The sequence below is a fragment of the uncultured Methylophaga sp. genome (genome assembly GCF_947259025.1).
Classification (GTDB): domain Bacteria; phylum Pseudomonadota; class Gammaproteobacteria; order Nitrosococcales; family Methylophagaceae; genus Methylophaga.
The window spans coordinates 202,656-229,298 of the sequence record NZ_CAMYKO010000002.1 but is presented as its reverse complement, the minus strand read 5'-3'; the positions used below and the strand labels follow the sequence as shown (position 1 = coordinate 229,298).

General features: G+C 53.2%; 27 protein-coding genes and 1 tRNA gene. 15 read left to right on the top strand and 13 right to left on the bottom strand.

Annotation, left to right across the window (positions count from 1 at the left end; translation table 11 throughout):
- The first annotated feature begins 10 nt into the window (after nt 1-10).
- The 10 genes from Q0X64_RS02280 to mutM all read left to right on the top strand — a co-directional run bounded on the left by Q0X64_RS02280 (nt 11) and on the right by mutM (nt 8,738).
- Nucleotides 11-1,642 (top strand): acetolactate synthase large subunit, encoded by a 1,632-nt coding sequence (locus Q0X64_RS02280; RefSeq protein WP_297808491.1) that lies wholly within the window; start codon nt 11-13, stop codon nt 1,640-1,642.
- A complete protein-coding gene (locus Q0X64_RS02275) occupies nt 1,639-2,154 on the top strand; it encodes a TlpA disulfide reductase family protein (protein WP_297808488.1) in 516 nt (171 codons plus the stop codon). Before Q0X64_RS02280 ends, Q0X64_RS02275 begins: the two co-directional genes overlap by 4 nt.
- Before the next feature lie 114 nt (nt 2,155-2,268).
- Nucleotides 2,269-2,505: a 50S ribosomal protein L28 gene (rpmB, locus tag Q0X64_RS02270; protein ID WP_292441266.1), complete on the top strand. Its 237-nt coding sequence runs from the start codon at nt 2,269-2,271 to the stop codon at nt 2,503-2,505.
- Nucleotides 2,506-2,515: 10 nt separating this feature from the next.
- Nucleotides 2,516-2,671, top strand: a complete 156-nt coding sequence (gene rpmG / locus Q0X64_RS02265) for a 50S ribosomal protein L33 (RefSeq protein ID WP_014703759.1) — start codon at nt 2,516-2,518, stop codon at nt 2,669-2,671.
- 99 nt (nt 2,672-2,770) lie between these two features.
- Nucleotides 2,771-3,994 carry an HDOD domain-containing protein gene (locus tag Q0X64_RS02260; RefSeq protein WP_297808480.1) on the top strand — a complete coding sequence of 408 codons (1,224 nt, stop codon included), beginning with the start codon at nt 2,771-2,773 and terminating at the stop codon, nt 3,992-3,994.
- A gap of 4 nt (nt 3,995-3,998) precedes the next feature.
- Nucleotides 3,999-4,937: an ABC transporter ATP-binding protein gene (locus tag Q0X64_RS02255; protein WP_297808478.1), complete on the top strand. Its 939-nt coding sequence runs from the start codon at nt 3,999-4,001 to the stop codon at nt 4,935-4,937.
- Nucleotides 4,930-5,673, top strand: a complete 744-nt coding sequence (locus Q0X64_RS02250) for an ABC transporter permease subunit (protein WP_297808475.1) — start codon at nt 4,930-4,932, stop codon at nt 5,671-5,673. The genes Q0X64_RS02255 and Q0X64_RS02250 overlap by 8 nt, the downstream gene beginning before the upstream one ends.
- An 18-nt stretch (nt 5,674-5,691) precedes the next feature.
- Nucleotides 5,692-7,062 carry a GldG family protein gene (locus Q0X64_RS02245; RefSeq protein WP_297808472.1) on the top strand — a complete coding sequence of 457 codons (1,371 nt, stop codon included), beginning with the start codon at nt 5,692-5,694 and terminating at the stop codon, nt 7,060-7,062.
- Entirely contained in the window at nt 7,059-7,916 is an 858-nt protein-coding gene (locus Q0X64_RS02240) for a DUF4340 domain-containing protein (RefSeq protein WP_297808469.1), read from the top strand. Before Q0X64_RS02245 ends, Q0X64_RS02240 begins: the two co-directional genes overlap by 4 nt.
- A gap of 3 nt (nt 7,917-7,919) precedes the next feature.
- Nucleotides 7,920-8,738: a bifunctional DNA-formamidopyrimidine glycosylase/DNA-(apurinic or apyrimidinic site) lyase gene (gene mutM / locus Q0X64_RS02235; RefSeq protein ID WP_297808466.1), complete on the top strand. Its 819-nt coding sequence runs from the start codon at nt 7,920-7,922 to the stop codon at nt 8,736-8,738.
- A gap of 106 nt (nt 8,739-8,844) precedes the next feature.
- Here the strand turns inward: mutM and Q0X64_RS02230 are convergent, their stop codons facing one another.
- On the bottom strand, nt 8,845-9,141 hold the full coding sequence (locus Q0X64_RS02230; protein WP_297808464.1) for a c-type cytochrome: 297 nt from the start codon (nt 9,139-9,141) through the stop codon (nt 8,845-8,847).
- 72 nt (nt 9,142-9,213) lie between these two features.
- Here Q0X64_RS02230 and rluD point away from each other — a divergent pair, with 72 nt between their 5' ends.
- The 4 genes from rluD (at nt 9,214) to Q0X64_RS02210 (ending at nt 12,675) form a co-directional block, all read left to right on the top strand.
- Nucleotides 9,214-10,179 carry a 23S rRNA pseudouridine(1911/1915/1917) synthase RluD gene (gene rluD / locus Q0X64_RS02225; RefSeq protein WP_297808459.1) on the top strand — a complete coding sequence of 322 codons (966 nt, stop codon included), beginning with the start codon at nt 9,214-9,216 and terminating at the stop codon, nt 10,177-10,179.
- Nucleotides 10,176-10,634, top strand: coding sequence for a DUF4112 domain-containing protein (locus Q0X64_RS02220; RefSeq protein WP_297808456.1), 459 nt, complete (start codon nt 10,176-10,178; stop codon nt 10,632-10,634). Before rluD ends, Q0X64_RS02220 begins: the two co-directional genes overlap by 4 nt.
- A 74-nt stretch (nt 10,635-10,708) precedes the next feature.
- Nucleotides 10,709-11,275, top strand: coding sequence for an ACT domain-containing protein (locus Q0X64_RS02215; RefSeq protein WP_297808453.1), 567 nt, complete (start codon nt 10,709-10,711; stop codon nt 11,273-11,275).
- Between the two features lie 26 nt (nt 11,276-11,301).
- Nucleotides 11,302-12,675, top strand: coding sequence for a PFL family protein (locus Q0X64_RS02210; protein WP_297808450.1), 1,374 nt, complete (start codon nt 11,302-11,304; stop codon nt 12,673-12,675).
- A 51-nt stretch (nt 12,676-12,726) separates the two neighbouring features.
- Here the strand turns inward: Q0X64_RS02210 and Q0X64_RS02205 are convergent, their stop codons facing one another.
- On the bottom strand, nt 12,727-13,233 hold the full coding sequence (locus Q0X64_RS02205) for a hypothetical protein (protein ID WP_297808448.1): 507 nt from the start codon (nt 13,231-13,233) through the stop codon (nt 12,727-12,729).
- Between the two features lie 104 nt (nt 13,234-13,337).
- On the opposite strand from Q0X64_RS02205, the gene pagP reads away from it, so the two are divergent.
- Entirely contained in the window at nt 13,338-13,916 is a 579-nt protein-coding gene (pagP, locus tag Q0X64_RS02200) for a lipid IV(A) palmitoyltransferase PagP (protein ID WP_297808445.1), read from the top strand.
- 237 nt (nt 13,917-14,153) lie between these two features.
- Here the strand turns inward: pagP and Q0X64_RS02195 are convergent.
- The 11 genes from Q0X64_RS02195 to nuoG form a co-directional block, all read right to left on the bottom strand.
- Nucleotides 14,154-14,230: transfer RNA gene (locus Q0X64_RS02195), tRNA-Pro, on the bottom strand.
- A 119-nt stretch (nt 14,231-14,349) separates the two neighbouring features.
- On the bottom strand, nt 14,350-16,440 hold the full coding sequence (gene fusA, locus Q0X64_RS02190; RefSeq protein WP_297808442.1) for an elongation factor G: 2,091 nt from the start codon (nt 16,438-16,440) through the stop codon (nt 14,350-14,352).
- A gap of 194 nt (nt 16,441-16,634) precedes the next feature.
- Complete coding sequence (locus Q0X64_RS02185; protein WP_297808440.1) at nt 16,635-16,937, bottom strand: DUF2818 family protein; 303 nt, start codon at nt 16,935-16,937, stop codon at nt 16,635-16,637.
- Nucleotides 16,938-16,946: 9 nt separating this feature from the next.
- Nucleotides 16,947-18,377, bottom strand: a complete 1,431-nt coding sequence (nuoN, locus tag Q0X64_RS02180; RefSeq protein ID WP_297808438.1) for an NADH-quinone oxidoreductase subunit NuoN — start codon at nt 18,375-18,377, stop codon at nt 16,947-16,949.
- A 16-nt stretch (nt 18,378-18,393) separates the two neighbouring features.
- A complete protein-coding gene (locus Q0X64_RS02175) occupies nt 18,394-19,905 on the bottom strand; it encodes an NADH-quinone oxidoreductase subunit M (protein ID WP_297808435.1) in 1,512 nt (503 codons plus the stop codon).
- 9 nt (nt 19,906-19,914) lie between these two features.
- Nucleotides 19,915-21,855 carry an NADH-quinone oxidoreductase subunit L gene (gene nuoL, locus Q0X64_RS02170; protein ID WP_297808432.1) on the bottom strand — a complete coding sequence of 647 codons (1,941 nt, stop codon included), beginning with the start codon at nt 21,853-21,855 and terminating at the stop codon, nt 19,915-19,917.
- A gap of 3 nt (nt 21,856-21,858) precedes the next feature.
- Nucleotides 21,859-22,164 (bottom strand): NADH-quinone oxidoreductase subunit NuoK, encoded by a 306-nt coding sequence (nuoK, locus tag Q0X64_RS02165; protein WP_297808428.1) that lies wholly within the window; start codon nt 22,162-22,164, stop codon nt 21,859-21,861.
- The gene (locus tag Q0X64_RS02160; RefSeq protein ID WP_297808425.1) at nt 22,161-22,760 is read right to left on the bottom strand and encodes an NADH-quinone oxidoreductase subunit J; all 600 of its coding nucleotides are present in this window, start codon (nt 22,758-22,760) and stop codon (nt 22,161-22,163) included. Before Q0X64_RS02160 ends, nuoK begins: the two co-directional genes overlap by 4 nt.
- The gene (gene nuoI, locus Q0X64_RS02155) at nt 22,761-23,252 is read right to left on the bottom strand and encodes an NADH-quinone oxidoreductase subunit NuoI (RefSeq protein WP_297808422.1); all 492 of its coding nucleotides are present in this window, start codon (nt 23,250-23,252) and stop codon (nt 22,761-22,763) included. It lies immediately after the preceding gene.
- Nucleotides 23,252-24,307 (bottom strand): NADH-quinone oxidoreductase subunit NuoH, encoded by a 1,056-nt coding sequence (gene nuoH / locus Q0X64_RS02150; RefSeq protein ID WP_297808420.1) that lies wholly within the window; start codon nt 24,305-24,307, stop codon nt 23,252-23,254. Before nuoH ends, nuoI begins: the two co-directional genes overlap by 1 nt.
- Nucleotides 24,307-26,640 (bottom strand): NADH-quinone oxidoreductase subunit NuoG, encoded by a 2,334-nt coding sequence (gene nuoG, locus Q0X64_RS02145; RefSeq protein WP_297808417.1) that lies wholly within the window; start codon nt 26,638-26,640, stop codon nt 24,307-24,309. Before nuoG ends, nuoH begins: the two co-directional genes overlap by 1 nt.
- Nucleotides 26,641-26,643: the final 3 nt, after the last annotated feature.

Sequence of the window (26,643 nt, the reverse complement as noted above, 5' to 3'; positions counted from 1 at the left end):
AAGCCGCTCAATGAAAGCTGCAGAACTGTTTATCAAGGCACTGGAAAACGAAGGTGTGGAATTTTTATTTGGCATTCCGGGAGAGGAAAACCTGGATGTCATAGATGCCATTCTCGATGCCAATATCCGCTTTATCACCACCCGCCATGAACAGGGCGCGGCTTTTATGGCTGATGTCTATGGCAGACTGACCGGCCGTGCCGGGGTCTGTATCGGCACCCTGGGTCCCGGTGCGACCAACCTGATTACCGGCGTCGCCGACGCCAATATGGATCACGCGCCGCTGGTCGCCATTGCCGGTCAGGCGTCTACGCATCGCCTGCACAAGGAATCGCATCAGGTACTGGACCTGGAAGCCATGTTCCTGCCTATTACCAAGTATTCCACCCGTATTGTCAGCCCCAACGTGATACCGGAAATCGTGCGTAAAGCTTTTGATCTGGCCCAGACCGAAAAAACCGGTGCCTGCTTTATTGAGTTTCCGGAAAACATCGCCGAGATGAATATTGACGATGTGCCGCTACGGGTCAGACACACCTCGCCCCCGGAACCTGCCGCCGAGCAGATCGAGCGCGCCGCTGAAATCATCACCAATGCCCAGAATCCGATTATTCTGGCCGGCAATGGCGTGGTCCGCTCTCAGGCCTGTGAGGAATTGTCTCAATTTGCCGAAAAACTGGGCATTCCGGTGGCTAACACCTTTATGGCCAAAGGCGTGATTCCGTTTCGGCACCCGATGGCGCTGGGCAGTGTCGGTTTACAGTCCAATGATTACGCCAACTGCGGCTTTGCCGGGGCTGATGTCATTATCTGCATCGGCTACGATATGGTTGAATACCATCCTTACCTGTGGCACCCGTCGCGCGATCGCACCATTATTCACATTGACACCAGCCACGCTGAAGTTGATGCCCATTACAGCGTGTCACTCGCCGTGGTCGGCAATATCTGCCACAGCCTGAACCGGATTGCTGCGCTCACTTCGCCCCACGAAGGTAAGGCGCTGCGTATTCTGCGCGACAGCCTGATTAAGGAGATGAACCTGCACCGGGACGACACAGAGTTTCCCGTCAAACCCCAGAAAATCATCTGGGATCTGCGTACTGCGATGGATCTGGAAGACATCGTGGTCTGTGATGTTGGTGCCCATAAGATGTGGATGTCGCGCATGTTCCGCTGCGAATACCCCAACACCTGCATTATCTCCAATGGCTTTGCCAGTATGGGCATTGCCGTGCCCGGCGCCATCGCCGCCAAGCTGGCGCATCCTGAACGCAAGGTCGTGGCTGTCACCGGTGACGCCGGTTTTATGATGAATTCTCAGGAAATCGAAACGGCCATGCGTCTGCATATTCCCATCGTTATCCTGATCTGGAATGATGCCAGCTACGGTCTGATTGAATGGAAACAGCAGAACGAATTCGGCCGCACCAGCCATGTGGATTTCACCAATCCGGATTTTGTTCAGTATGCGCAATCTTTCGGTGCGGTCGGTGTCAGAGTGGAACAAACCGAAGATTTAATGCCGGTACTCAAGCAGGCTTTGGCGCGTGATACCGTCACGGTGATTGATTGTCCGGTCGATTACCGGGAAAATCTGAAGCTGACTGAAACCCTGGGACAACTGACCTTAAGCACATGAAACCTGTAACTAGAAATATTCTCATCGCTCTTATTGTAGCTGTGGCTGCCTTATCCACAGTAATGCTGATGCCGGGCTCCAGACAGCCGATGCCGGAGATCAGCTTTACTGATATTGATGGCGGTCAGCACCAACTGGCGGATTACAAAGGCCAGCCCATTCTGATGATCTTCTGGGCCACCGACTGCCCCGGCTGTATCAAGGAGATGCCTGAACTGATTGCGTTGCATCAGGAATATGCTGACCAGGGACTGGCTATGCTCAGTGTCGCCATGCCTCACGACCATCCACAACACATCAAGGCCATGCGTGAAAACAAGGGCCTACCCTACCTGATTACCTGGGATGAGGAAGGTAAAATGACAGCGGCCTTTGATAATGTGCGGGTCACACCCACGCATTTCCTGATCTCGCCTGAAGGTGAAATCGTGATGCGCAAAATCGGTGAGCTGAAGATCGAATCAGTAAAACAAAAACTCGCATCAATGGGCCTTACACCGGCACAATCATAAAATCACTACACATCTGAAAGCTGTTATGGTATAAAGTCCGGCTTTATATAGATGCAGGCAGGGACCTTGGTTGGCACCCTGTGTTGAAAAAGTTCATCAGGAGCAGGTTCTAAAATGGCCAGAGTATGTCAGGTTACGGGCAAACGCCCAATGAGCGGTAACAACGTTTCCCACGCTCACAACAAAACAAAACGTCGTTTTTTACCCAACCTTCAATCTCACCGTTTCTGGGTTGAGTCTGAAAACCGCTGGGTTAAACTGCGTGTCAGCAACCACGGTCTGCGCATTATCGATAAGAAAGGCATAGATGTCGTTCTGACTGAAATGCGTGCCCGCGGCGAAAAAATCTAGGAGATAAGAGATGCGCGATAAAATTAGACTCGTTTCGTCTGCAGGTACTGGTCACTTCTACACCACAGACAAAAACAAACGTAACATGCCGGAAAAAATGGAGATCAAAAAGTTTGATCCCGTTGTTCGCAAGCATGTCATGTACAAAGAAGCCAAAATCAAGTAATTTCGCTACTTGATATGGATTCCGAAAAAGCCCGCTATCGCGGGTTTTTTTGTGTCCGTAAACTGATTACTATGTCGTGGTGTTTATCGGAAATTCAGCATGAGCCAATCAGCTACATCATCAGTTGCCATCATTGCCAGACAGCCCATCTTGGACCGCCACTGTCAGCTATACGCCTATGAACTGCTGTTCCGCCGTACCCGCCAGGATTTAACGGCCGATCTGAGTGAACTGTCGGCCGATGTCGCTACCAGCCGGGTTATCAATTACACCTTTCTGGAACTGGGTATTGAGCGGGTAACCGGGGGACATATTGCATTTATCAACCTGACCCGTTCTTTTATTCTCAATGATGAACCCATCCCTGCCAGCCAGAGCAATGTGGTGCTGGAGCTGCTGGAAGACATCGAAGTCGATGATGAAGTACTGGACGGCCTGCGTAAGCTCAAAGCCCGAGGTTACGTGATTGCGCTGGATGATTTTATTTTCAACGAGGCTTTGCGGCCGCTGGTTGAGCTGGCCTCCATCGTCAAGATTGATATTCTTGCCCTCAATGAGGCTGAGCTGCGTGAACACGTCAGCCTGTTGCGTCAGTACAATCTCAAACTTCTGGCAGAAAAAGTCGAGACTCAGGCTGATTATGAGCTGTGCATGGAACTAGGCTTTGATTATTTCCAGGGCTTCTTTTTCTGCAAGCCCGACATCATTGAAGACAAAGCGGTACCTGCCCATCATCAAACAGTGCTGGAGCTCGTCCATCAGTTGCAGCGGGCCGACACCGATTTTGAGGATGTCGAGGCCATCATCAGCCGCGATGCCGGCCTCACCTATAAGCTGCTGCGTTTGCTCAATTCCGCCGCTCTGGCTTTACCACGAAAAATTAACTCCATCCATGAAGGTCTGGTGATTCTGGGGCTGAAAGCTATCACCACCTGGACTACGCTGATTGCGATGAGTGAAGTTAACTGCAAACCCAAGGAGTTACTTGACTTCTCGCTGATTCGCGCCAAGATGTGCGAGTCATTGGCCGAAGCTTACGGTTGTAATGCGGAAAGCGGCTTTATTGTCGGGTTGTTCTCTACCATTGATGCGATGCTGGATCGCCAGATGGCTGATATTATCGACCCGCTGCCATTGGCTGATGCAACAAAATCAGCACTGAAAGAACGCAGCGGATCGCTCGGAGAACTGCTCGGCGATGTGCTGTCTTACGAACAGGGTGATTGGAATAACGTCAGTGAAAAATACGTCAGCATGGAGCAATTCAGTCATTATTATCTGCAGGCCACAGAATGGACCATGAAAGCGAAGGAAACGATCTGACACTATGAGCGAGAACGTATTGCTGGAGGCCTCACAACTGTCACGACAGTTTGCCGGTAAAACCGCAGTCGATAATGTCAGTTTCAATGTCAAACAAGGCGAGGTCGTTGGTTTTCTGGGCCCCAACGGCGCCGGCAAAAGTACCACCATGCGCATGCTCAGCGGCAATCTGGCACCGGATCATGGCGAGATCCACATTAACGGCATTGATCTGCTAGACTATCCCCGCCAAGCCAAGGCCCATATCGGCTATCTGCCGGAAGCGCCGCCACTGTATCGCGAACACACGGTGCGGGAATTTCTGCAGTTCTGTGCCCGCCTCAATCAAATTGATAAAAAACAGCACAAAGCCGCCGTGGATACCGCCATCGAGCGCTGTGGCCTGAGAGAGGTGCAGCAACGCCTTATCGGCAACCTGTCCAAGGGCTATCAGCAACGGGTAGGCATTGCCCAGGCGATTATCCATTCGCCCTCGGTGGTGATTCTGGATGAACCGACCTCAGGGCTGGATCCGATTCAAATCCGTGAAATCCGCCAGTTGATTCGTGACATAGCGGATAAACACAGCGTCATTCTGTCGACCCATATCCTGCCCGAGGTGCAGATGCTCTGCGATCGGGTGCAAATCATTTCGCAGGGACAATTACTGTTTAACGATAATATCGACAAACTGGGTGAGCAGATGCAGGCCTCAACCCTGCTGGTCGAGTTCGAAAAACCCTTGCAAACCGCTTTGCTGCAACGGCTTGATGGCATAGAGAGAATTGACAGCCTCAGCGACAAACGCTATCGGCTGCATTACCAGCCACATCACAATCCAACCCAGTCCCTGCTGCGCCGTGCTGTTGAGGATGATTGGCAACTGACGCTGATGATGCCGGAGCAGCACAGCCTGGAAGATGTCTTTATGAAGGTTATTCAAAAAGAAGAAGTCGATGTTTAATATTGCCCGTAACGAACTGCATCGCCTGTTTCTGTCGCCGCTGGCCTGGGTCATGCTGGCCCTGACCCAGTTACTGCTGGCCTATCTGTTTCTCACCCATATCGATTATTTCAACAGTATTCAGAGCCGGATTTCGGCCATTCCCGGCGCCCCCGGTGTCACCGAAATGATTGCGATGCCGCTGCTCAGTAATGCGGCGATTATCGTGTTACTGATAAGTCCCCTGCTCACTATGCGCAGCATTGCCGAGGAAAGACGCAATGAGACCCTGCCCCTTTTGGCATCAGCCCCGCTGAGCATGACTCAAATCGTGCTCGGCAAATATCTGGGCAACCTCGGTTTTTTCTTTATTCTGGCCCTGCTGACGGTATTGATGCCTGTATCTCTGAGTGTCGCCACCAGCCTCGATTATTACCTGCTGAGTGCCGGTTTTCTGGGGCTGATGCTGTTGATAGCGAGCTTTATCGCTATCGGTATTTTCATGTCCTCGCTGACCCGCCAGCCGACGATTGCGGCCGTCAGCAGTTTTACCGTGTTATTCCTGCTGTGGATTATTGACTGGGCCGGTAACACTGGCGGCGAGTTTTCCATACTCAGTTGGCTCTCGCTGATGAACCATTTCCAGCCCCTGTCACAGGGTCAGATCAACACCCAGGATCTGAGCTTTTTCGCTATTGTTATCGTTAGTTTTCTGTTACTGACCATTCGTCGTCTCGACAGAGAAAGACTGGACTGAGCCCCAGAAAAGTTTGCTATGAAAGTCACCCAACGCGCCCAACGTCTCTTCCGCCTGCAGCAGGTCATTTTCTACCTGCTGCTGATTGCCGCGGTCGTGCTGCTGGCAAAACTCAGTGTGGATTACAACCGCCAGTTCGACTGGACTGCTAATGCCCGTCATACCCTGTCTGACACCAGCCTGCAGGTACTCAGCAGCCTGGAAAAACCGGTTCAGGTCGATATTTTTGTCAGCCCGGAATACCAATACCGCGTCGCGGTAACCGATCTGATCCAGCGCTACCAGCGCCACAGCGATAAGCTTGAGGTCAGCTATATTGACCCCAATTTTGCACCCGACCGGGTTCGGCAGATGAGTATTCAGCAACAGGGTGAAATGGTCATCAGCCGCGGTGAGCAGAGCCAGCATGTGTTGGATCTGTCTGAACAATCACTGACCAATGCCCTGATCACTGTGTCGCGCCAGCAACAGCAGTGGCTGGTATTTATTGAAGGCCATGGCGAACGCAGCCTGTTTGAGCAACATGATTTCAGCCTCTCTACCTGGGCCGGACAACTGCAGAGTCAGGGCTTCAAACTGCACTCCCAGAATCTGGTCAAAACACCTGAATTACCCGACAACACGGCAGCTCTTGTCATCGCCAGTCCGACGGAAGAGTGGTTGCCAGGTGAAATCGCGCTGATTCAAGACTACCTGGCCCAGGGTGGCAATCTATTGTGGCTGGCGGATCCGGAACAGACCGTGTCGCTATCGCCATTAGCCGAGCAGTTGGGCATCGCTTTTGTACCGGGTACCGTAATGGATCCCAGTTCATCAATGCTGGGACTTGATGACCCCCGCTTTGTGTTGATCAGTGACTATGCCAATCATCCGATCGGTGTGGCCATCAAAAGTGTGACGTTGATGGCCGATGCCCTGGCCATTGAAACCAGCAAAACCGAACAGCAGACAGACTGGCAATATCTCAAGCTGCTGCGCAGTCAACCTGATGCCTGGGTGGAGTCGACTGCTATCAGCCAGAGCAACCTGCCACAACAACGCTATGATGCCGGAGAGGATATGCCGGGGCCGCTGGCGCTGGCACAAATCCTGACCCGTCCACACCCTGATACAGACCGGCAACAGCGTATTGCCATCGTCGGTGACAGTGACTTTATCAGCAACAGTCATATCGGCACTGTGGCTAATCTGGAGCTATCGATGGCGCTGGCTAACTGGTTGGCAGAGGACGACAAGCTGATTGAAATTCCGGTCAAAACCAGCATTGGCACCCAGCTTGAACTGGACAAAAGTCAGTCAATAATTATCGGCTTTGGCTTCCTGCTGGTGATACCATTAATACTACTGGCCTTCGGCCTGGGTATTTGGTGGCGGAGACGACGCCGATGAAAAGCAGCTATCTGACCAACCTGGTTTTACTGGTTATTGTCATTGTTCTGTTGTGGCTATCACAGCGTGAACAGCCCGCTGAACAACAACCCGCCGGGTTATCAGCATTGAGCGCTGAAGCTGTAGAACGCATTCAAATTCAGCGTCAGGACAGAGATACGCTGACGCTGGAGCGCCAACAACAAAGCTGGCAACTCACCCAGCCTTTCAATGCCCGCGCCAACCAGACACGGGTCAACCTACTGCTCAGCCTGCTGTCCTCGCCAATTCATGGTCAGCAACCGGCTAGTGACGAGTCAGCCTTGCTTGAGTTCGGCCTCGATCAGCCTGAGGTGACTTTATTGATGAATGAACAGCCCTTTGCTTTTGGTGCAACCGAATCGCTGAGCCAGAATCGCTATGTGCTGCACCGGAACGTGGTGTATCTGGTTCAGGATGATGTGACGCCCTTGCTTAAAGCCTCTGCCGGCAGCTTTGTCGATAACCGCCTGGTTGAAGAAGGCGTCAGTATTAACAAACTGACTTTGCCTGCCAGCAATGAGACGGATGAGCAGCGGCTGATTGAACAACGCGACGGGCGCTGGCACAGCAACAATAGCTCGGCCAGTTCAGACGGCCTGAAAACCTTGGTCGACAACTGGCAGCATGCCTATGCCATGCAAGTGCGCCATCTTGATGCTGACGAACTGAACAGCCTGCCATCACCGCAGATAAGCCTGTGGCTTGAAAGTAACAGCCAGCCCCTGCAACTGATTATGACGCTGAGCGGTGAAACCCTGCAGCTGACCAACCCCGCTCTGCAACTGCAATACGAATTCCCGCTGGCGATGCGGTCACAACTACTGCCCCAATAAATCATGCCCGAATTACCCGAAGTCGAAACCACCCGCCGTGGTGTGCAACCCTATCTTGAAGGCCAGTCCATCAACAAAATGCAGGTCCGTCATCGAGGCCTTCGCTGGCCGGTTGAAGACGGACTTGAAGCCTTGCTTGAAGGCCAGACCGTGCACAAGGTAGAGCGCCGTGCCAAATACCTGTTACTGCGCTGTGACCTTGGCACGCTGATGATACATCTGGGCATGTCGGGACGGCTGAGGGTGCTGGATAATGATGCTCATATCGGCAAACATGACCATGTCGATATCTATTTCAGCAATGGTCATGTTCTGCGATTCACTGATCCCAGACGCTTCGGCGCGGTGCTGTGGACCCAGGATAATACCGACGAACATCCGCTGATTGCTCACCTGGGCCCCGAACCACTGTCGGATGCGTTCAATGGTGATTACCTCTACCAGCGCTCCAGAGGCCGCAGCAGCAGTATCAAGACTTTTATCATGAATGGTGAAATCGTGGTCGGCGTAGGGAATATCTATGCCAATGAGGCGCTGTTTCTGGCCGCGATTCATCCGGCCAAGGCTGCTGGCAAGGTTAGCAAGACGAAAATGGTGAAGCTGGTTGAAGCCATCAAACAGGTACTGGACAAAGCACTGCTTGCCGGTGGCACCACGCTGCGGGACTTTCGCAAAAGCGACGGTAAACCCGGCTATTTTTCTCAGCAGCTCAATGTTTACGGCCGCGAGGATCAACCCTGTCTGAGCTGTGAGCAACCCATCAGCTGTATACGGCAGGCTCAGCGGGCCACCTATTTCTGTAAACAGTGCCAGCCGCGATAGCGCGAGTCTGATTGTTTAGCCGCAGAGGTCACTGATCGACAGTGATGATTCGACAACCATCATCATGTTTTCCCATGAGCATCTCCGGCGTTATTGGCTACGCGGATTATTTTTGTGCGGCAAAATACTTGGCCAGCAGCCGGATCTCGGCTTCCGTGTAGCCACGGGCATATTTCATCATCACGCTGGATGGACGCTCGCCGCTTTTGAACTGCTGCATCTGCTCAATAAAATAAAGCTGATCCAAGCCGGCCAGACTGGGCGTACCGCCGACACTATGCCCCTGTGTGCCGTGACAGGCAGCGCAGGAAGCTGCCAGCAAAGCCGCATCACGCCCCTCTGCCTGTAATCCCGGCATGGCCAGCAGTAACAGACCGGCTGCAATCATTCGATATGGCAGCATCTGATTCTCCCAATTCAGACTCAGCTTCTAGCCTACGTTATAATAGCCGCCTAATCACTATTTAGCGTTCAAATGTCAGACAAAATTCAACTTAATGGCGTAGTCCCCGATGAACTCGGCGGTTTACGGCTGGACCAGGCTCTGGCCAGAATGTTTCCCGAGTTTTCCCGTGGCCAGCTCAGCAAATGGATCAAGGCCGGTGAGGTCTCGGTTGATACCGGTCAGCTGCGCCCGCGCGACAGTGTGGTGGGCGGCGAACAGGTATTAATCACCACCGAACTGGTTAAACAGGATGATAGCTGGACAGCCGAGGCGATTTCACTCGATATCATTTATGAAGATGATGATGTCATTATCATCAATAAGTCGGCTGGCATGGTGGTTCATCCGGGGGCTGGCAACCCGCAGGGTACGCTGGTTAATGCGCTGCTCGCCCATGCGCCGCAGCTTGCCAATATTCCCCGTGCCGGCATTGTTCACCGTCTGGATAAATCCACCACCGGTCTGTTGATGGTGGCCAAAACCCTGCAGGCGCACAACTCGCTGGTTGCCCAGTTACAGGCACGCACGGTTCTACGTGAATACCAGGCTATCGCCGTTGGCGTGATGACCGCTGGTGGCACGGTGGATGAACCCATCGGCCGCCATCACATCGATCGCAAGCGTATGGCGGTCAGTCAGACCGGCAAGCCCTCTGTCACCCATTACCGGGTTGAACAGCGCTTTCGTGCCCATACCTTTATCCGCTGCAAGCTGGAAACCGGTCGCACCCATCAAATTCGCGTACATATGGCGCATATCCGCCATCCGCTCTTGGGTGATCCGGTCTATGGCGGCCGCTTCAAGCAAGCCAAGGGCATGTCACAGCCCTGCCGGGACGCTATCCAGGGATTCCGGCGCCAGGCTTTGCATGCCGGTTTTCTGGGCTTTGAGCATCCCAGCAGTGGCGAGGCGGTCTCCTGGCAGGCTGATTTACCCGAGGATATGCAGGCTGTGCTGAAAATTTTGGCCGATGATGCGGCGCTGATTGAAGAATGAACAAGCCGCGCCGTTTTCATGAAAAACTGAGCTGGTTACTCGATAACAGTATTCCCCTGCCCGGTGGTTACAGGATTGGACTGGATGGTTTTATCGGCCTGATTCCGGGGCTGGGCGACTTTATCAGCAGTCTTTTGGCTTCGCTGATTGTGATAGAAGCCAATCAAGCCGGCGTACCACGCACGGTATTAATGCGAATGCTGATCAATATGTTGATTGATACCGCTGTCGGCAGCCTGCCGGTGGTGGGCGATGCCTTTGATTTTGTCTGGAAAGCCAATCAGAAAAACAGTGCCTTACTGCGCCAGTATCAGCAGTCACCGGAGCGGACTGTGCGTCGCAGCCTGCTCGACAATATCGTGTTTATCCTGGTGGTCATTGCCGCGCTGGTTCTGACCGTGATGCTGATTGGCTGGTTAATCGGCCTGTTGTGGCAGCGCATTCAGGGTGCATAATGCCTTCCATCAGTTATGGCGATCAGTATCTCTACTGATAAAAAGGCCGGGAACATCATGTTTGGAATAAAGCTATGAATAAAGTGTTAATTTCAGTGCTGGGCAGTGATCAGCCGGGCATCATCGCCCGCGTGTCCGACATTATTAAACAGCACAATGGCAATATTGAAAACCTCAGCCAGACTCTGCTCGACACCGTGTTTGGTGCCCTGCTGCAGGTTGAACTGGCGGATGCCGACAGCGCTGAGGCTTTGCAAACGGCGCTGGAAGCCGCCTGCCAGGATATGGATCTGTTTATCCGCGTCCATCCCTGGCGTGAAAGCAGCAGCGACTGGCATCAGCATAAAGCGCAAGTTCAGCCCTACATCGTCACTGCGATTGGCCCCGACCGCCAGGGCCTGGTCGCCGAGATTGCCGCCCAGCTTTATCAGCACGGCGTTAACATCACCCATATTCAGGCGATTTTCAAAGGCGGCAGCAACCCGATGGATAACCTGATGGTGTTTGAAGTTGATGTCCCCAAAGACACGGTCATGCAAGCATTGCGTGATGCGCTGACTGATATCGCCACGCGGCTGGATCTGGAAATCAGCGTCCAGCACCGCAAGATTTTTGATTCGGTCAGCAGTATTGTTAACTGACGCCACAGCCACACTCAGGATATTTTATGCTTAATCCCAAAGATATTATCTCCACCCTGCAAATGGTGCGCGAGGAAAACCTGGATCTGCGCACAGTCACGGTTGGCATTAACCTGACTGATTGCGTCAGTGACGATATCAACACCTTCAAAAGCCGGGTTTACGACAAAATCACCCGCACTGCCGGTCAACTGGTCGCCACTTGTGAGCGGATCGAGCGTCGCTATGGGATTGAAGTCGCCAACAAGCGGATTTCTGTCAGTCCGATTGGCGTCGTGGCCGCCCCATTCAATGCTGAACAAATGGTGGAGATAGCCTTAACCCTGGATAAAGCCGCGCTGGAACTGGGCGTCGATTTTGTGGGTGGTTTCAGTGCCCTGGTCGAGAAAGGCATGAGCCGCGGCGACCAGGCACTGATTGATGCCATTCCCCAGGCATTAACCGAAAGCCAGCGCGTTTGCTCTTCAGTCAATGTGGCCAGCACCCGCGCCGGTCTTAATATGGATGCCATTAAGCGCATGGGCGTGGTGGTCAAACAAGCCGCAGAAATGACCGCCGAGGATGATGGTCTGGCGGCCGCCAAACTGGTGGTGTTTGCCAATATTCCACAGGACGTTCCCTTTATGGCCGGTGCCTACCTGGGGATTGGTGAAGCCGATGCGGTGGTCAGTGTCGGTGTCAGTGGTCCCGGCGTGGTCAAAGCAGCGCTGGAACGTGCGATCAATGAACAGCAGGATATGGATCTCAGTCGCGCCGCAGACGTGATTAAACAGACCGCGGCCCGGCTCACCCGCGCCGGTGAACTGGTCGGCCGTGAAGTTGCAGAGAGCCTGGGATTACCTTTCGGCATTGTGGATCTGTCGCTGGCCCCAACACCGAATGAAAATGACAGTGTCGGCGAAATCTTTGAAGCCATTGGTCTGCCGGCCATTGGCGCACCAGGCAGTACTGCTTTTCTGGCTATGCTCAATGATGCAGTCAAAAAAGGCGGCGCTTTTGCCAGCTCGCATGTGGGCGGCCTGAGTGGCGCCTTTATTCCGGTCTGTGAAGACTTAAGCATTGCTGATTCTGCCGCCAACGGCACCCTGTCACTGGAAAAACTGGAAGCCATGACTTCAGTGTGTTCGGTCGGTCTTGATATGATTGCCCTGCCCGGCGATACCTCGGCAGAAATGCTGTCGGCGGTGATGGCTGATGAGATGGCGATTGGCGTTATTAATAAGAAGACCACGGCCGCGCGGCTGATTCCGGCACCGGGCAAAAAAGCCGGTGATCATGTAGTATTCGGTGGCCTCTTGGGTGAAGGTCCGGTGATGGCGGTCAATATGGGCGAACAGGAAAACCGCTTTGTGCGCCTGGGCGGCCGTATTCCGGCGCCAATTCAAAGTCTGGTTAACTAAGTCAATTGCAAGCCGGCAGCAATGAGTGCCGGCTTGCATCACGGCGTAGCGCTACTTGATGCTGATAGTGCCGGTCATGCCCAGTTCCTCATGTGTCATGCCTGACGCTTCGTCATCAACATGACAGTGCAGATCAGTCAGCTCACCGGTCTGCACCGGCACAAACCACCACTCGACCCTGTGGCCCGGGAATACTTCGATTTCGCTGATATCCCCTTTGATTTCTGCCGTCCGGCTGAATTTGCCATCGACTTCTTTCATCACCTGAACCTTGCGGCTGAACACTCTCTTGGCCAGGCCCATCGAGGTGAAATAATGTTTGGCACTGCTGTTGTTGATCAAAACCAGTTTGTAGAGTTTGCCGGTTTCAAACTCCAGGTGGCTGGGTGAAAAACGGTGCGCTTCACCGACGCCCAGTTGCACTTCAACTTCAATCGGTGTCTGACGGGTTAAATCACCCTCGGCCACGGCCACTGATGAGAACCAAAACAGCGCAATGCTGAGCATACTCAACAGCAACAGTTGAATTTGACTGACTTTTACAGCATTTGAATGCATTCCTGACTCCTCTTTAAACAACTCTCCGGTTTCGACGAAAGCTGAGCCGGATAGTTTCTGTCATGCTATCTTAAAATCGGAAGACAGTCTTCAGGAGGCTGGCTATGTGGATCCACTTATCGCTTTTTTCCTTAGTGGCGTTTTGCTGTTCTGCGCTGGCCGGTGATGAACCGGAACAGACTGATAACGCCCTGCCCATCGTGTTGTGGGAACGACTCAAACTCAACAGCCTCGAGACCTGGGATTCGCCATCACATCAAAGTTTGTATTTACCTGTGATTGCCTGGCATCCACCTTTTGCCTGGGATAAGGACCGTCGCGACGAATACAATGAAACGCCCTGGGGAGCTGGTTACGGCCTGACCCGTTATGATGCCGATGGTGACTGGCATGGCTTGTATCTGATGCTGTTCAAGGACTCACAATACGCGTGGGAGCCTGTAGGTGGTTATGGCTACGAAAAGATCTGGCGGCCTCTGGATCAGCACCAGGACCTTCGATTGGGCCTGGGCCTCACTGCCGGCATCACCATGCGCGAGAACTGGAACTATATTCCGGTACCTTACCTGTTACCGCTGGCCTCAGTCGGTTATAAAAGCCTCAACTTTCAGGCCACTTATGTGCCCGGCCTTCGCAATAAGGGCAATGTGCTGTTTGGCTGGTTACGTTGGGAGTTTGACTGACACTGTCTTTCAATGGAGGAGTTGACGTCAAGCAGAAAGCAATCAAATCTCAGCTTCGCTGAGATGGTTAATAAATGATTGATATTGTGGGTTCCGGCCTGTTGATATCAGGCTCAGTATCGATGGCCTGACTGCCATGCAGCACTCGCTATTTTGCTTTGCCAACTAAACCGCACCGTCTGCGCTCACGATAATTAGCAGCTTGAGAAACGGACAAGGCTGACATCATTTTTATGATGGTCGGAGTGAGAGGATTCGAACCTCCGACCCCTGCCTCCCGAAGGCAGTGCTCTACCAGGCTGAGCTACACTCCGTGATGACAATTATAAGAACTGATGGCTGATTCGTGAACCGTTTGACGGTGTAGATGCCAAATTCTGGCAAAAAAAAGGCCGGTAAAAACCGGCCTTTTTCTAGTTCAGAAATATGCTGCTTATTTCTTGGCCGCTTCGCGTTCCTGAACTTCCTTGATAACCTCGTCAGCCACGTTTTTCGGGCACGGTGAGTATTGCAGGAATTCCATTGAGAACTGGCCACGACCAGAAGTCATGGTACGCAGCGTGCCAATGTAACCGAACATTTCGCTCAGTGGCACATCAGCCTTGATGCGAACACCGGTTGGGCCTGCATCCTGAGACTTGATCATGCCACGACGACGGTTCAGGTCACCAATCACATCACCGACGTGGTCTTCCGGGGTGAACACGTCCACTTTCATGATCGGTTCCAGCAGTTGCGGACCCGCTTTCGGCATAGATTGACGGTAAGCTGCTTGTGAAGCCAGCTCATAAGCGACTGCAGAGGAGTCAACCGCGTGGAAGGCACCGTCTTGCAGGTTTACTTTGACGTCCAGGCAAGGGAAGCCAGCCAGTACGCCTTTGTCCATCATCTTCGCGAAACCAGACTGCACAGCAGGCCAGAATTCGCGAGGTACGTTACCACCGGTAACAGTAGACTCAAATTCAAAACCGGTACCTGCTTCAGCCGGCTCGATGGTGTAATCGATACGGGCAAACTGACCTGAACCACCGGTTTGTTTTTTGTGGGTGTAGGTATCAGTCACAGGCTGGGTGATGGTTTCACGGTAAGCCACTTGTGGTTCACCCACGATAACCTCGATGTTGTGAGTACGCTTGAGGATATCGACTTTGATATCCAGGTGCAGCTCACCCATGCCTTTCATGATGGTTTCGCCACTGTCTTCGTCCGTTTCAACACGGAACGAAGGATCTTCTTTAATCATTTTACCCAGAGCGATACCCAGTTTTTCGGCTGAGCCTTTGTCTTTAGGCGCAATCGCGATAGAGATAACGGGATCCGGGAAGACCATTGGTTCCAGGGTTGCCGGATGCTTCGGATCACACAGTGTATGACCGGTTTGAGTGTCTTTCATACCTACCACAGCAACGATGTCACCGGCGTGGGCGTAATCAAGCTCGTTACGATCATCGGCGTGCATTTCCACCATACGGCCAACACGTTCGGTTTTACCGGTAAAGGTGTTCAGTACGGTGTCGCCTTTACGCAGTTCACCGGAGTAAACACGAATAAAGGTCAGGGCGCCGAAACGGTCGTCCATGATTTTGAACGCCAGTGCGCGCAGTGGGCCGTTGATATCAACCGTCGCCACTTCACCGGTTTCGTTACCTTCCAGATCAACTTCCGGTTGTGGATCAACCTGAGTCGGGTCAGGCAGATAGTCAACAACGGCGTCCAGCAGCAACTGGATACCTTTGTTTTTGAACGCTGAACCACAGTAAGTCGGGAAGAACGACAGGTTCAATGTGCCTTTGCGGATGCATTCTTTCAGCTCGTCGATAGAAGGCTCTTCACCTTCCAGGTATTTTTCCATCAGGTCGTCGTCCTGCTCAACGGCAGTCTCGACCAGTTTTTCGCGCCATTCTTCAACGGCATCAGCCATATCTGCTGGCGGCTCTTCGATGGTGTAGCTTTCAGGATCTTTATCATCAGACCAGATCCACGCTTTACGGGTCAGCAGATCAACTACACCTTTGAATTCATCTTCGATACCGATTGGCAGGACCATCACCAGCGGGGTGGCCGCCAGCACGTCTTCAACCTGTTTAACAACGCGGTAGAAGTCAGCACCCATACGGTCCAGTTTGTTAACGAAGATCAGACGGGAAACTTCTGATTCGTTCGCATAACGCCAGTTGGTTTCTGATTGCGGCTCAACACCACCACTACCACAGAAAACCCCCACACCGCCGTCGAGGACTTTCAGAGAACGATACACTTCGATAGTGAAGTCAACGTGTCCCGGGGTATCGATAACGTTCAGACGGTGGTCGTTCCAGGCACAGGTGGTGGCAGCAGACTGGATGGTAATACCACGCTCGGCTTCCTGATCCATGAAGTCCATGGTGGATTCACCTTCGTGAACTTCACCGGTCTTGTGGATTTTACCGGTCAGTTTCAGGATACGCTCGGTTGTCGTGGTTTTACCCGCGTCAACGTGCGCGAAGATACCTATATTTCTGTACTTGGTTAAATCAGAAGCCATAATCCTGTGTCTCTAATTGATGTTAATCGAACGGTACCGCGCTATTTCGCGGTAGTTAAACCCGCCAATTCTAAACTAGATTGACAGGAGTTGCACCCATTATTCACAACAGACGTTACAGATTGTTGTCTGTCGCCGCTTAAAGCGGATTTTCTATTATCTGTCTGGGGCTTAGCGGTAGAAAACCGCGCGGTCTATTTGAACTTTTTCTGCATCGGCAACCATTGATAACGGTAGACGACGCCCGGTACAGCCAGTACCAGAAACAGGCTTAACGTGGTGACAAAAAACTCCCATTGCTGGGTGTAAATATCACCGGAGAAACGCATCTCGAAAGCAATGCCGATCATCAGACTGACAAAATAATACACCATTAACTCGACCAGCCGTACCCAGACCGGCTTGAGCGGCATGGGATAAATAAAAAAAACGCGGTTGCCAATCCAGGGGAGGTTGGCAATTAACACGAACAAAGCAATCATCAGCCAGACAGACATGGTTACCTACTAAACAAATACGAATGAACAAAGCTGCATCAGCGCGCCGGGGAACAGCCCCAATAGCAAAATCATCAGCACATTGACGCTGAGCGCGATCTGCATTGGCCTGCCGGCATCAAGCCGGTGTGTGACCAGGGGCTTGTCAAAATACATCACCTTGATCACCCGCAGATAATAAAACGCGCCAATCACCGAAGTCACCACAGCCACCAGTGCAACCAGCAGCAAATCGACATCTATCGCCGCCTTGATCACTAACAGTTTGGCATAAAAGCCGGCCAGCGGCGGAATGCCCGCCATCGAGAACATCAGGATCAGCATCAACAGCGCAAACCAGGGATGACTGTCACTGAGCCCTTTAAAATCGTCAATATTCTCAGCTTCAAAGCCCTGGCGACTGAGCAGCAGAATCATGCCGAAAGCCCCCAGCGTCATCAAAGCGTAAATCAGCGTGTAAAACATCGATGCGGCAAAGCCCTCATCGGTCCCCGACAACACACCCATTAACAAAAAGCCGACATGGGAGATGGTGGAGTATGCCAGCATCCGCTTCAGATTACTCTGGGCAATCGCCACAATATTACCGATGATCATCGATAACAGTGCCAGCATGATCAGCATATCCTGCCAATAATGCTGCAAGTCCAGCAGGCCCTCGGCGAGCAAGCGAATCAGCATGGCAAACGCCGCCACCTTGGGCGCGGCGGCAATAAACAGTGTCATTGCGGTCGGCGCCCCGTGATACACATCAGGCAGCCACATATGAAACGGCACGGCACCGTATTTGAAGCCAATACCAATCACCAGGAACACAATGCCGAAACTCAGAATGCTGTCATCGCCGACGCTGCCAGCCACTGCCAACGCAATGTCGTTAATGCCCAGACTGCCGGTGATACCATAGATAATCGACATGCCATACAACAGCATGCCCGAGGCAATACTGCCAAGGATAAAATATTTCATCGCCGCTTCGGTGGCCACCGCCGAGTCACGCTGCATCGCCACCATGGCATAGAGGCACAGCGACATCAGTTCCAGTCCCAGGTAAAGCGTGAGCAGATGATAGGCCGACACCATGATCAGCATGCCCAGCGTTGAAAACACTGCCAATACATAAAACTCGCCCTGCCTCAGTCCGCGGGCTTTGAGGTAGCGGCTTGAGTAAAGCAGCACCAGCATATTGATCACACAGACAAAGACTTTCAGCACATCACTGAGGTTGTCCTTGATATAGGTACCGGAAAAGGTCAGTCCGCCCTCGCCCATATTCCAGACCACAATCAGCGCTGTGATGAACAAGGTGAACTGGCTCAGCCCGATCACCCAATGGATTTGGCGTGTGCCGGTAAAAGCGACTAGCAACAGGATTACGCAGGCCATGGCCAGCATGACCATCTCCGGCAGCACAAACAGCATATTGGGAACCTGAAACATTTCTGCGCTTATCCTTTTACAGTTTCGACTGGGCGACCTGGGTAAGTAAATTTTCCACTGAGGTGTGCATTACGTCGAGCAGTGGCTCAGGCCAGACGCCCAGCAGCAGAACAATGACCGCCAGCGAGGCCAGCATCCAGAATTCCCGCCGGTTGATGTCCGACAGGGCTTGAACCTCATCATTGGCCACTTCCCCGAAAAACACCCGCTTGACCATCCACAAGGTGTAAGCGGCACCCAGAATCAAGGTGGTCGCAGCCAGGAAGGCAAACCAGAAGTTGGCCTGGAACGCCGCCAGGATCACCATAAACTCACCGACAAACCCCGAGGTGCCGGGCAATCCGGCATTGGCCATGGCAAAAAATACGGCAAAAGCCGCAAACACCGGCATGGTGTTGACCACACCGCCATAAGCCTGAATATCGCGGGTATGCATGCGGTCATACAAGACGCCGACAGCGAGGAACATGGCCGCGGAAATAAAGCCGTGCGAAATCATCTGCACCATCGCCCCTTCAATCGCCAGTATCGCCCCGCTGCCAGTCGCCGCGTTGGCAAAAATATCAAATACGATAAACAGGCCCAGCGTGACAAAGCCCATATGCGCAATACTGGAATAGGCAATCAGTTTTTTCAGATCGGTCTGCGCCAGTGCCACAAAACCGATATAAACCACCGCTATCAGCGATAGGGCGATAATCAACCAGTCCAGTGCCAGACTGGCATCGGGGGCGATCGGCAGGGCAAATCGTAAAAAGCCGTAGCCACCAATTTTCAAGGTAATCGCTGCCAGGATCACCGAACCGCCGGTCGGCGCCTCGACGTGGGCATCGGGCAGCCAGGTATGCACCGGCCACATGGGTACCTTGACCGCAAAAGCAATCAGAAACGCCAGTAGCAGCCAGATTTGTTCATCCAGGGACAAGGCGACGTTGTGAAAATCCAGAATGGCAAAGCTGTCACTGACATGACGCAGGTAAAGCAAAGCCAGCAGCAAAAATACCGAACCGAAGAAGGTATAAAGGAAAAACTTGATAGTCGCATAGACCCGGTTGGGTCCGCCCCAGATGCCAATCACCAGGAACAGTGGGATCAGCATCGCCTCGAAAAACACGTAAAACAGCACCGCATCCAGCGCTGAAAATACCGCCAGCATCAGCCCTTCCATAATCAAAAAGGCGGCCAGGTATTGGCTCAGGCGGTGCTGAATCACTTCCCAGGCGGCCACCACCACCAGCAAGGTGGAAATGGTGGTGAGAATGATCAGCGGCATGGAAAAACCGTCGACACCCAGGTGGTAGAAGATCTTAAACGTCTCTATCCACGGCGCTTTTTCCACAAACTGCATCTGATGTGTGCTGCTGTCAAAGCCGATATAAAGCCCGAATGACAGCACCATCGTCACTGCGGCGATAGCGAGCGCGAAAGGTTTGAGCAAAGCGCGTTCATCGCCCAGCAACAGCGCAATCACACCACCGGCAATCGGCAGCCAGATAAGCAGACTCAGTAAAGGCAACTCTGCAAGCATCCCAGTCCTTTAACCTACAAACAGGGTCAGCAGCAGCCACACCCCTACTATCATTGCAAACGCATAATGGTACAGGTAACCCGACTGCACTTGTCGCACCAGCCTGGCTACCCAGTCAACCGTTTTAGCGGTGCCGTTGACCACGGCGCCATCAATCAAAAAGCGATCACCAACCCGCCATAACAGACCGCCGATACCACGTGAGCCGGCAGCAAAGACCTTATCGTTGAAACTGTCAAAGCCGTATTTGTTATCCAGCAGGCTGTGCAGGCCGTGTAACCTGGCTTTGAGCATGCCCGGAATTTCAGGCCGATGCATATAGAGATACCAGGCCATGGCCACACCGGCGATGGCCAGCCAGAAAGGCAAGGCCTGCAAGCCGTGCAGCATAAAGGCCCAGACGCCATGGTAATGACTGCCGAGCTGACCCAGCACGTCGCGCGGCCCGGCAACAAAAATCGCATTACCAAAGAAACGGCCGAACACCACGTCACCGATAAAATACCCGGCCAACACCGATGGAATGGCCAGCGCAATCAGCGGCAGCGTCACTACCCAGGGCGATTCATGCGGCTTGTGGCCGTGACTGTCAAAGCGCTCTTCACCGTGAAACACCAGGAAAAACAGGCGGAAACTGTAAAGGGCGGTGATAAAAACCCCCACCAGCACGGCAAAATAGGCAAAGTCGCTGCCGGGGATACTCGAGGCATGCACGGCCTCGATAATGGCGTCCTTGGAGAAAAAGCCCGACAGCCCCGGAAAACCAATTAATGCCAGAGAACCAATCAAACTGGTCCAGTAAGTGATGGGCATATATTTCCTGAGTCCGCCCATTTGCCGCATATCCTGCTGATGATGCAGGGCGATAATCACCGACCCGGCGGCCAGGAACAGCAGCGCCTTGAAAAAAGCGTGGGTGAGCAGATGAAAAATCCCGGCAGCGTAGGCTGAGGCGCCCAATGCGACCGTCATATAACCCAGCTGTGACAGTGTCGAATAGGCAATCACCCGCTTGATATCGTTCTGCACCAAACCCAGCAGCCCCATAAACAGCGCGGTAACGGCACCAATAATCAGGATAAACGACAGTGCCGTTTCCGACAGTTCAAACAGCGGCGACATTCTGGCGACCATAAAAATACCGGCGGTGACCATGGTGGCAGCGTGGATCAGGGCCGATATCGGGGTCGGGCCTTCCATCGAGTCGGGCAACCAGACATGTAAAGGCACCTGCGCTGATTTACCCATGGCACCGATAAACAGCAAAATACAGGTGACGGTCATCACCGACCACTGGGCATCACCGAAGATGACGATATTTTTCTCGGCCATCGCCGGCGCCTGGGCAAACACCTGGATATAATCCAGACTGCCTGCGTACATCAACACCGCGGCAATGCCCAGCAAAAACCCGAAGTCACCGACGCGATTGACCAGAAAAGCTTTGAGGTTGGCATAGATCGCTGTGGGCTTTTTATACCAGAACCCAATCAACAGGTAGGACACCAGCCCCACCGCTTCCCAGCCGAAAAATAACTGCAGGAAGTTGTTGGACATCACCAGCATCAGCATGGCAAAGGTAAACAGCGAGATATAACTGAAAAAACGGCTGTAGCCGTCATCATCATGCATGTAACCGATAGTGTAGATATGCACCATCAGCGAGACGAAAGTCACCACGGTCATCATCACCGCCGTTAAGGAATCGACCATAAAGCCGATTTCCAGAGTCAGCGATCCCGCCTGCAGCCATTGATAAATGCTGTCGTTGTAATAAACACCATCGGCCACAACCAGCTTGAACACCCACACAGACAAGGCGAAAGCCACGCCAACGCCGCCAATCGTGACCCGGTGCGCCCAGGTGCGGCCAATCTGTTTACCAAAAAAACCGGCAATAATGGCGCCGAGCAGCGGGGCAAGAACAATGGTGAGCAAGAGTCCCTTCATGCGCTATCCTTTGAGCCTGTCCATATCGGAGACATTGATAGTGCTGAGGTTACGGAACAGCAGCACCAGAATCGCCAGACCAATCGCCGCTTCGGCCGCTGCTACGGTGAGAATAAAGAAGACAAACACCTGCCCGGCCGGGTCGCCCGAGAAATGCGAGAACGCCACAAAATTTAGGTTTACTGCCAGCAGCATCAGTTCGATGCACATCAGCAGAATAATGATGTTTTTACGGTTGATGAAAATACCGGCCACCGCCAGGCTGAATAAAATGGCTGCCAGTATCAGGTAGTCCGACAAGACAATCATGATGTTTCTTCTCCCTTGTCTTGTTTTGGCTCACGCAGATTCACCAGCCTGACGCGATCCTCGCGACGCACTGCCACCTGTTTGCCCACATCCTGCAATTTACGCTGATGTTCACGCAGGGTCAGGGTAATCGCGGCGACAATGGCCACGGTCAGGATCACCGAGGCGATTTCAAAGGGATAGACGTAAACGGTATAAAGCAAACGTCCCAATACACGGGTATTACTGCCGTCTTCGGCTGCTGCTGGCAGCACATCAAACTGCGGTGCATTCAGCACGGTAATCATCTCTACCACGATCAAGGCTGCCACCAGAATGCCCAGCGGCAGATAACGGGTAAACCCTTCTTTCAGCGGTGCCAGATCAATATCCAGCATCATCACCACAAACAGAAACAGCACCAGCACTGCGCCTACATAGACCAGTACCAGACTGATCGCCAGAAACTCGGCATGCAGCATCAGCCAGATGGCAGCACTGGTAAAAAATGCCAGCACCAGAAACAAGGCCGCTTTGACCGGGTTACTGACCGTGATCACCATGGTGGCAGCAAACAGCAAAATGGCAGCAAAGCCGTAAAAAATTACCTGTTCCATCTAGCGATACGGTGCATCCGCCTCCCTGTCTGCCGCAATCTGCACTTCGTACTTATCGCCGATAGCCAGCAGTTTTTCTTTGTTGATGATGTGATCGCCGCGCTCTTCGAAATGAAATTCAAACTGGCGGGTTTCTACAATGGAGTCCACCGGACAGGACTCTTCACAAAAACCGCAGTAGATGCATTTGAACAGGTCAATATCATAGCGGGTGGTGCGGCGGGTGCCATCGTCACGGGGCTCTGTATCAATGGTAATGGCCAGCGCCGGACACACGGCTTCGCAGAGTTTACAGCCGATACAGCGCTCTTCGCCGTTGGGATAGCGCCGCAGCGCATGCAGGCCACGAAAGCGTGGAGACTGTGGAGTTTTCTCTTCCGGGTATTGCACCGTCACCTTGCGGGCAAACAGGTAGCGCCCGGTAAGCCGCAGGCCCTGTATCAATTCCCACAGGAAAAAACTTTTAAAGAAATGGCGTATTTGCTGATTCATCACGCCCCTCCTGCAGCCAAAGCTGCTTGTTCAGTAAACCACGGACCAATATCCAGCACCTGGGCTGTGGCCACCACTACCAGCCAAACCAGCGTGACCGGGATAAAAATTTTCCAGCCCAAACGCATGATCTGATCGTAACGATAACGCGGGAAGGTGGCCCGAAGCCACAGGTAGATAAACAGGAAAAAAGCGGTCTTGGCGAGCAGCCAGACAAGGCCCGGCACCCAGGCGAACAGGCTTTCCAGCACCGGTATGCCTTCAAACGGTGACAGCCAGCCGCCCATAAACAGGGTCGCGGCCAGCATTGAGATCAGGATCATATCGGCATATTCGGCGAGGAAGAACACGGCAAAGGCCATGCCCGAATACTCGACATGGAAACCGGCGACGATTTCCGATTCACCCTCGGCAATATCAAATGGTGCCCGGTTGGTTTCCGCCACGCCGGACACAAAGTAAACCACGAACAACGGCAATAAAGGCAGCCAGAACCAACTCAGGATACCGCCCTGCTGGGCCAAAACAATTTCTCCCAGGTTGAGGCTGCCGGCCGCGATTAACACCCCGACTAGGGCAAAGCCCATGGCGATCTCATAGGACACCACCTGCGCCGCACTGCGCAAAGCCCCGAGAAAGGCATAGCGCGAGTTTGAGGCCCAGCCGGCAATAACAACGCCATAGACACTCATCGAAGTAATCGCCAGCACATATAGCAAACCGGCATCAATATCGGCCAGCACCAGGCCGGCATCAAACGGCATCACCGCCCAGGCTGCGAGCGCCGGACCAATGGCCAGTACCGGTGCCACCAGGAACATATAAAGATTGGAGCGCGCCGGAAAAATCACCTCTTTCATCAACAGCTTGAGACCGTCGGCAATCGGTTGCAGCAGGCCCCACGGTCCAACCCGGTTGGGGCCGATACGGGTCTGGATATAGCCGATGACTTTGCGCTCGGCATAAGTCAGATACGCTACTGACAGCATCAGAGGCACCACGATCAGTAAAATCTTACCGATGTTGGGGAGGATATATTCCAGCAGAATATCCATCAGCTGTCCCCGACTTGGCTCACCTGAACCTCGGCAAACATATCGCCCAGCAGGGCACTGAATTCGGTGGCGGCGGCCAGGTAAATGCAGCCATCGGCGATCTGTTCATCCAGCTCCAGCGGCAGCGTTATCTGCTGTTCACCCTGGCTGATCTGCACCAGATGCTGTGAATCCAGGCCGCGTTTTTCCGCTTCTGCCGGATTAATACGGGCTACAAGGCTGGCCTTGGACTCGGGTGTTTTTTGCAGTGCCTCGCTGTGACGTAACAGACTGTCAGTGGCATACATGGGCACTTCCGAAATCAGCATCAAATCGGTATCGATATCCAGGGAGTCCGGCAGATACCATTGCCGCTCGTCATCGCTGGATGACGGCTGATGTTCGATTTCATCCACCACATCCTGCGATGAGACATAATCAAAGCCGCTGAGCTCGGCGATATTGCCCAGTACCCGCAGAATTTTCCAACCCGGCCGGCTGTCACCACGAGGTGGCACGGCACCGGCAAACCGCTGCCAGCGCTGATCGATGCCGACAAAAGTACCGGAAGTTTCGCTGAAGCAGGCCATAGGCAACAACACATTGGCATATTGCCGGGCCCAGTCGTTTTCAAAACTGTCAATGCTGACCACAAAACTGGCGCGGCGCAGCGCATCATGCACAACCCGCGGCTGTGCCGTATCCAGCTTGGGATCAAAGCCCATCATCACATAAGCACGCAGCGCATCCTCCCAGCTTTGGCGAGCGTTGCGGGCTTTGCCCCGGGGCTGGGTATCGGCAACAGCGTGGGCATGGGCATTGGCTGCCGGCAACACCACCAGCCGGCTGTCACTCAGTTCTGCCACCAGTGCCGCCAGAGAACGCAGTTTGCTGGCATGGGGATGATGATTGATTAAATCACCAATAAACAAGGTCGCCTGACGGGCATTGGACAGCTGCAGTGCCACGTTCTGTTCAAAGGCCGAGGGTGAACGGTACGGCAACAAATCATGCCATTGCTGATCGTCGCCCTGGTAAACGGCAGTCAACGCCTTGGCGATGCCCGCCAGGCTCTCCAGCATCTCACTGGTATTCAGCGCCAGTTGCTGGTCGACCGGCATTAACAGATCCCGTTCGAAAAAGTTGATGCTGCATACGGTTGCGCCGTCCAGTGAGGCCTGACGGATACGGTGAGCAATAATCGGCTGTTCGGCACGAATGTTGGTGCCCAGCAGCAAAAAGGCATCGCTGTCACTGATATCGGCTAGTTGCCAGTCCTGCTGACGGTAATCCACCTGGCTGTCTGTAAAATCCTGCTGGCGCAGGCGGTGATCGATGTTTTCAACGCCCAGCCCACGCAGCCATTTCTGGAACAGGTAGGCTTCCTCCAGCGTGGTGGTGGGTGCAATCAGGCCCGCCACTTCCTCGGCGCCGAACTTGCCAATCACCCGCTGCAGGCCTTCGTTGACGTGTTCCAGTGCGGTTTGCCAGTCCACCACCTGCCACTCGCCATCGAATTTGACCATCGGCTCCTTGAGCCTGTTGTCACTGTTGAGCCCCAGATAACTGAAACGATCCCGGTCTGACAGCCAGGCCTCGTTAATCTCCTCGTTATCACGGGGCACTACCCGCATCACATCATTCTTGCGCAGGTGCAATTCGATATTGGAGCCCACCGCATCATGCGGCGCAATTGAAGGATGGGCACGCATTTCCCAGGCCCGAGCCTGGTAGCGGAATGGCTTGGAAGTTAAAGCTCCGACCGGGCACAAATCGATGATATTGCCGGACAGTTCCGAAGCCAGGCTATGCTCGACGTAGGTGCCAATCTCCATATGCTCACCGCGTCCGGTCGCCCCCAGCTCTTTTATACCGGCGATTTCTTCACCGAAACGTACACAGCGGGTGCAGTGGATACAGCGGGTCATTTCGGTCTGAATCAGCGGGCCTATATCTTTATCTTTAACCGCGCGTTTGCCTTCGGTAAAACGACTGATGCCGTCACCATAGCCCATCGACAGATCCTGCAGTTCGCATTCACCGCCCTGGTCGCAAATCGGGCAATCCAGCGGGTGATTGATCAGTAGAAACTCCATCACGCTGCGCTGGGCGTTCACCGCCACTTTGGAGTCAGTAAAGACCTTCATGCCCTCTGCCACCGGCGTGGCACAGGCTGGCATCGCTTTGCGCGCCCTATCGACTTCCACCAGGCACATCCGGCAGTTAGCCGCGATCGACAGCTTCTTGTGATAACAAAAACGCGGGATATCAATGCCTGCCTCGTCAGCGGCCTGAATAATCATTTTTGTTGAATCCACTTTGAGTGGAATACCGTCGATTTCGATATTAACCATAGC

Bases quoted from the DNA above. Each gene is read 5' to 3' on its own strand.
- Q0X64_RS02250 (WP_297808475.1), top strand. From the start codon at position 4,930: ATGTTTAATATTGCCCGTAACGAACTGCATCGCCTGTTTCTGTCGCCG.
- rpmB (WP_292441266.1), top strand. From the start codon at position 2,269: ATGGCCAGAGTATGTCAGGTTACGGGCAAACGCCCAATGAGCGGTAAC.
- mutM (WP_297808466.1), top strand. From the start codon at position 7,920: ATGCCCGAATTACCCGAAGTCGAAACCACCCGCCGTGGTGTGCAACCC.
- nuoH (WP_297808420.1), bottom strand. From the start codon at position 24,307: ATGGATATTCTGCTGGAATATATCCTCCCCAACATCGGTAAGATTTTA.
- Q0X64_RS02245 (WP_297808472.1), top strand. From the start codon at position 5,692: ATGAAAGTCACCCAACGCGCCCAACGTCTCTTCCGCCTGCAGCAGGTC.
- nuoK (WP_297808428.1), bottom strand. From the start codon at position 22,164: ATGATTGTCTTGTCGGACTACCTGATACTGGCAGCCATTTTATTCAGC.
- Q0X64_RS02160 (WP_297808425.1), bottom strand. From the start codon at position 22,760: ATGGAACAGGTAATTTTTTACGGCTTTGCTGCCATTTTGCTGTTTGCT.
- nuoL (WP_297808432.1), bottom strand. From the start codon at position 21,855: ATGAAGGGACTCTTGCTCACCATTGTTCTTGCCCCGCTGCTCGGCGCC.
- nuoI (WP_297808422.1), bottom strand. From the start codon at position 23,252: ATGAATCAGCAAATACGCCATTTCTTTAAAAGTTTTTTCCTGTGGGAA.
- nuoN (WP_297808438.1), bottom strand. From the start codon at position 18,377: ATGTTTCAGGTTCCCAATATGCTGTTTGTGCTGCCGGAGATGGTCATG.
- Q0X64_RS02240 (WP_297808469.1), top strand. From the start codon at position 7,059: ATGAAAAGCAGCTATCTGACCAACCTGGTTTTACTGGTTATTGTCATT.
- fusA (WP_297808442.1), bottom strand. From the start codon at position 16,440: ATGGCTTCTGATTTAACCAAGTACAGAAATATAGGTATCTTCGCGCAC.
- Q0X64_RS02210 (WP_297808450.1), top strand. From the start codon at position 11,302: ATGCTTAATCCCAAAGATATTATCTCCACCCTGCAAATGGTGCGCGAG.
- Q0X64_RS02255 (WP_297808478.1), top strand. From the start codon at position 3,999: ATGAGCGAGAACGTATTGCTGGAGGCCTCACAACTGTCACGACAGTTT.
- Q0X64_RS02185 (WP_297808440.1), bottom strand. From the start codon at position 16,937: ATGTCTGTCTGGCTGATGATTGCTTTGTTCGTGTTAATTGCCAACCTC.
- Q0X64_RS02205 (WP_297808448.1), bottom strand. From the start codon at position 13,233: ATGCATTCAAATGCTGTAAAAGTCAGTCAAATTCAACTGTTGCTGTTG.
- Q0X64_RS02230 (WP_297808464.1), bottom strand. From the start codon at position 9,141: ATGCTGCCATATCGAATGATTGCAGCCGGTCTGTTACTGCTGGCCATG.
- Q0X64_RS02260 (WP_297808480.1), top strand. From the start codon at position 2,771: ATGAGCCAATCAGCTACATCATCAGTTGCCATCATTGCCAGACAGCCC.
- Q0X64_RS02275 (WP_297808488.1), top strand. From the start codon at position 1,639: ATGAAACCTGTAACTAGAAATATTCTCATCGCTCTTATTGTAGCTGTG.
- pagP (WP_297808445.1), top strand. From the start codon at position 13,338: ATGTGGATCCACTTATCGCTTTTTTCCTTAGTGGCGTTTTGCTGTTCT.
- Q0X64_RS02220 (WP_297808456.1), top strand. From the start codon at position 10,176: ATGAACAAGCCGCGCCGTTTTCATGAAAAACTGAGCTGGTTACTCGAT.
- Q0X64_RS02215 (WP_297808453.1), top strand. From the start codon at position 10,709: ATGAATAAAGTGTTAATTTCAGTGCTGGGCAGTGATCAGCCGGGCATC.
- rluD (WP_297808459.1), top strand. From the start codon at position 9,214: ATGTCAGACAAAATTCAACTTAATGGCGTAGTCCCCGATGAACTCGGC.
- Q0X64_RS02280 (WP_297808491.1), top strand. From the start codon at position 11: ATGAAAGCTGCAGAACTGTTTATCAAGGCACTGGAAAACGAAGGTGTG.
- nuoG (WP_297808417.1), bottom strand. From the start codon at position 26,640: ATGGTTAATATCGAAATCGACGGTATTCCACTCAAAGTGGATTCAACA.
- Q0X64_RS02175 (WP_297808435.1), bottom strand. From the start codon at position 19,905: ATGCTTGCAGAGTTGCCTTTACTGAGTCTGCTTATCTGGCTGCCGATT.
- rpmG (WP_014703759.1), top strand. From the start codon at position 2,516: ATGCGCGATAAAATTAGACTCGTTTCGTCTGCAGGTACTGGTCACTTC.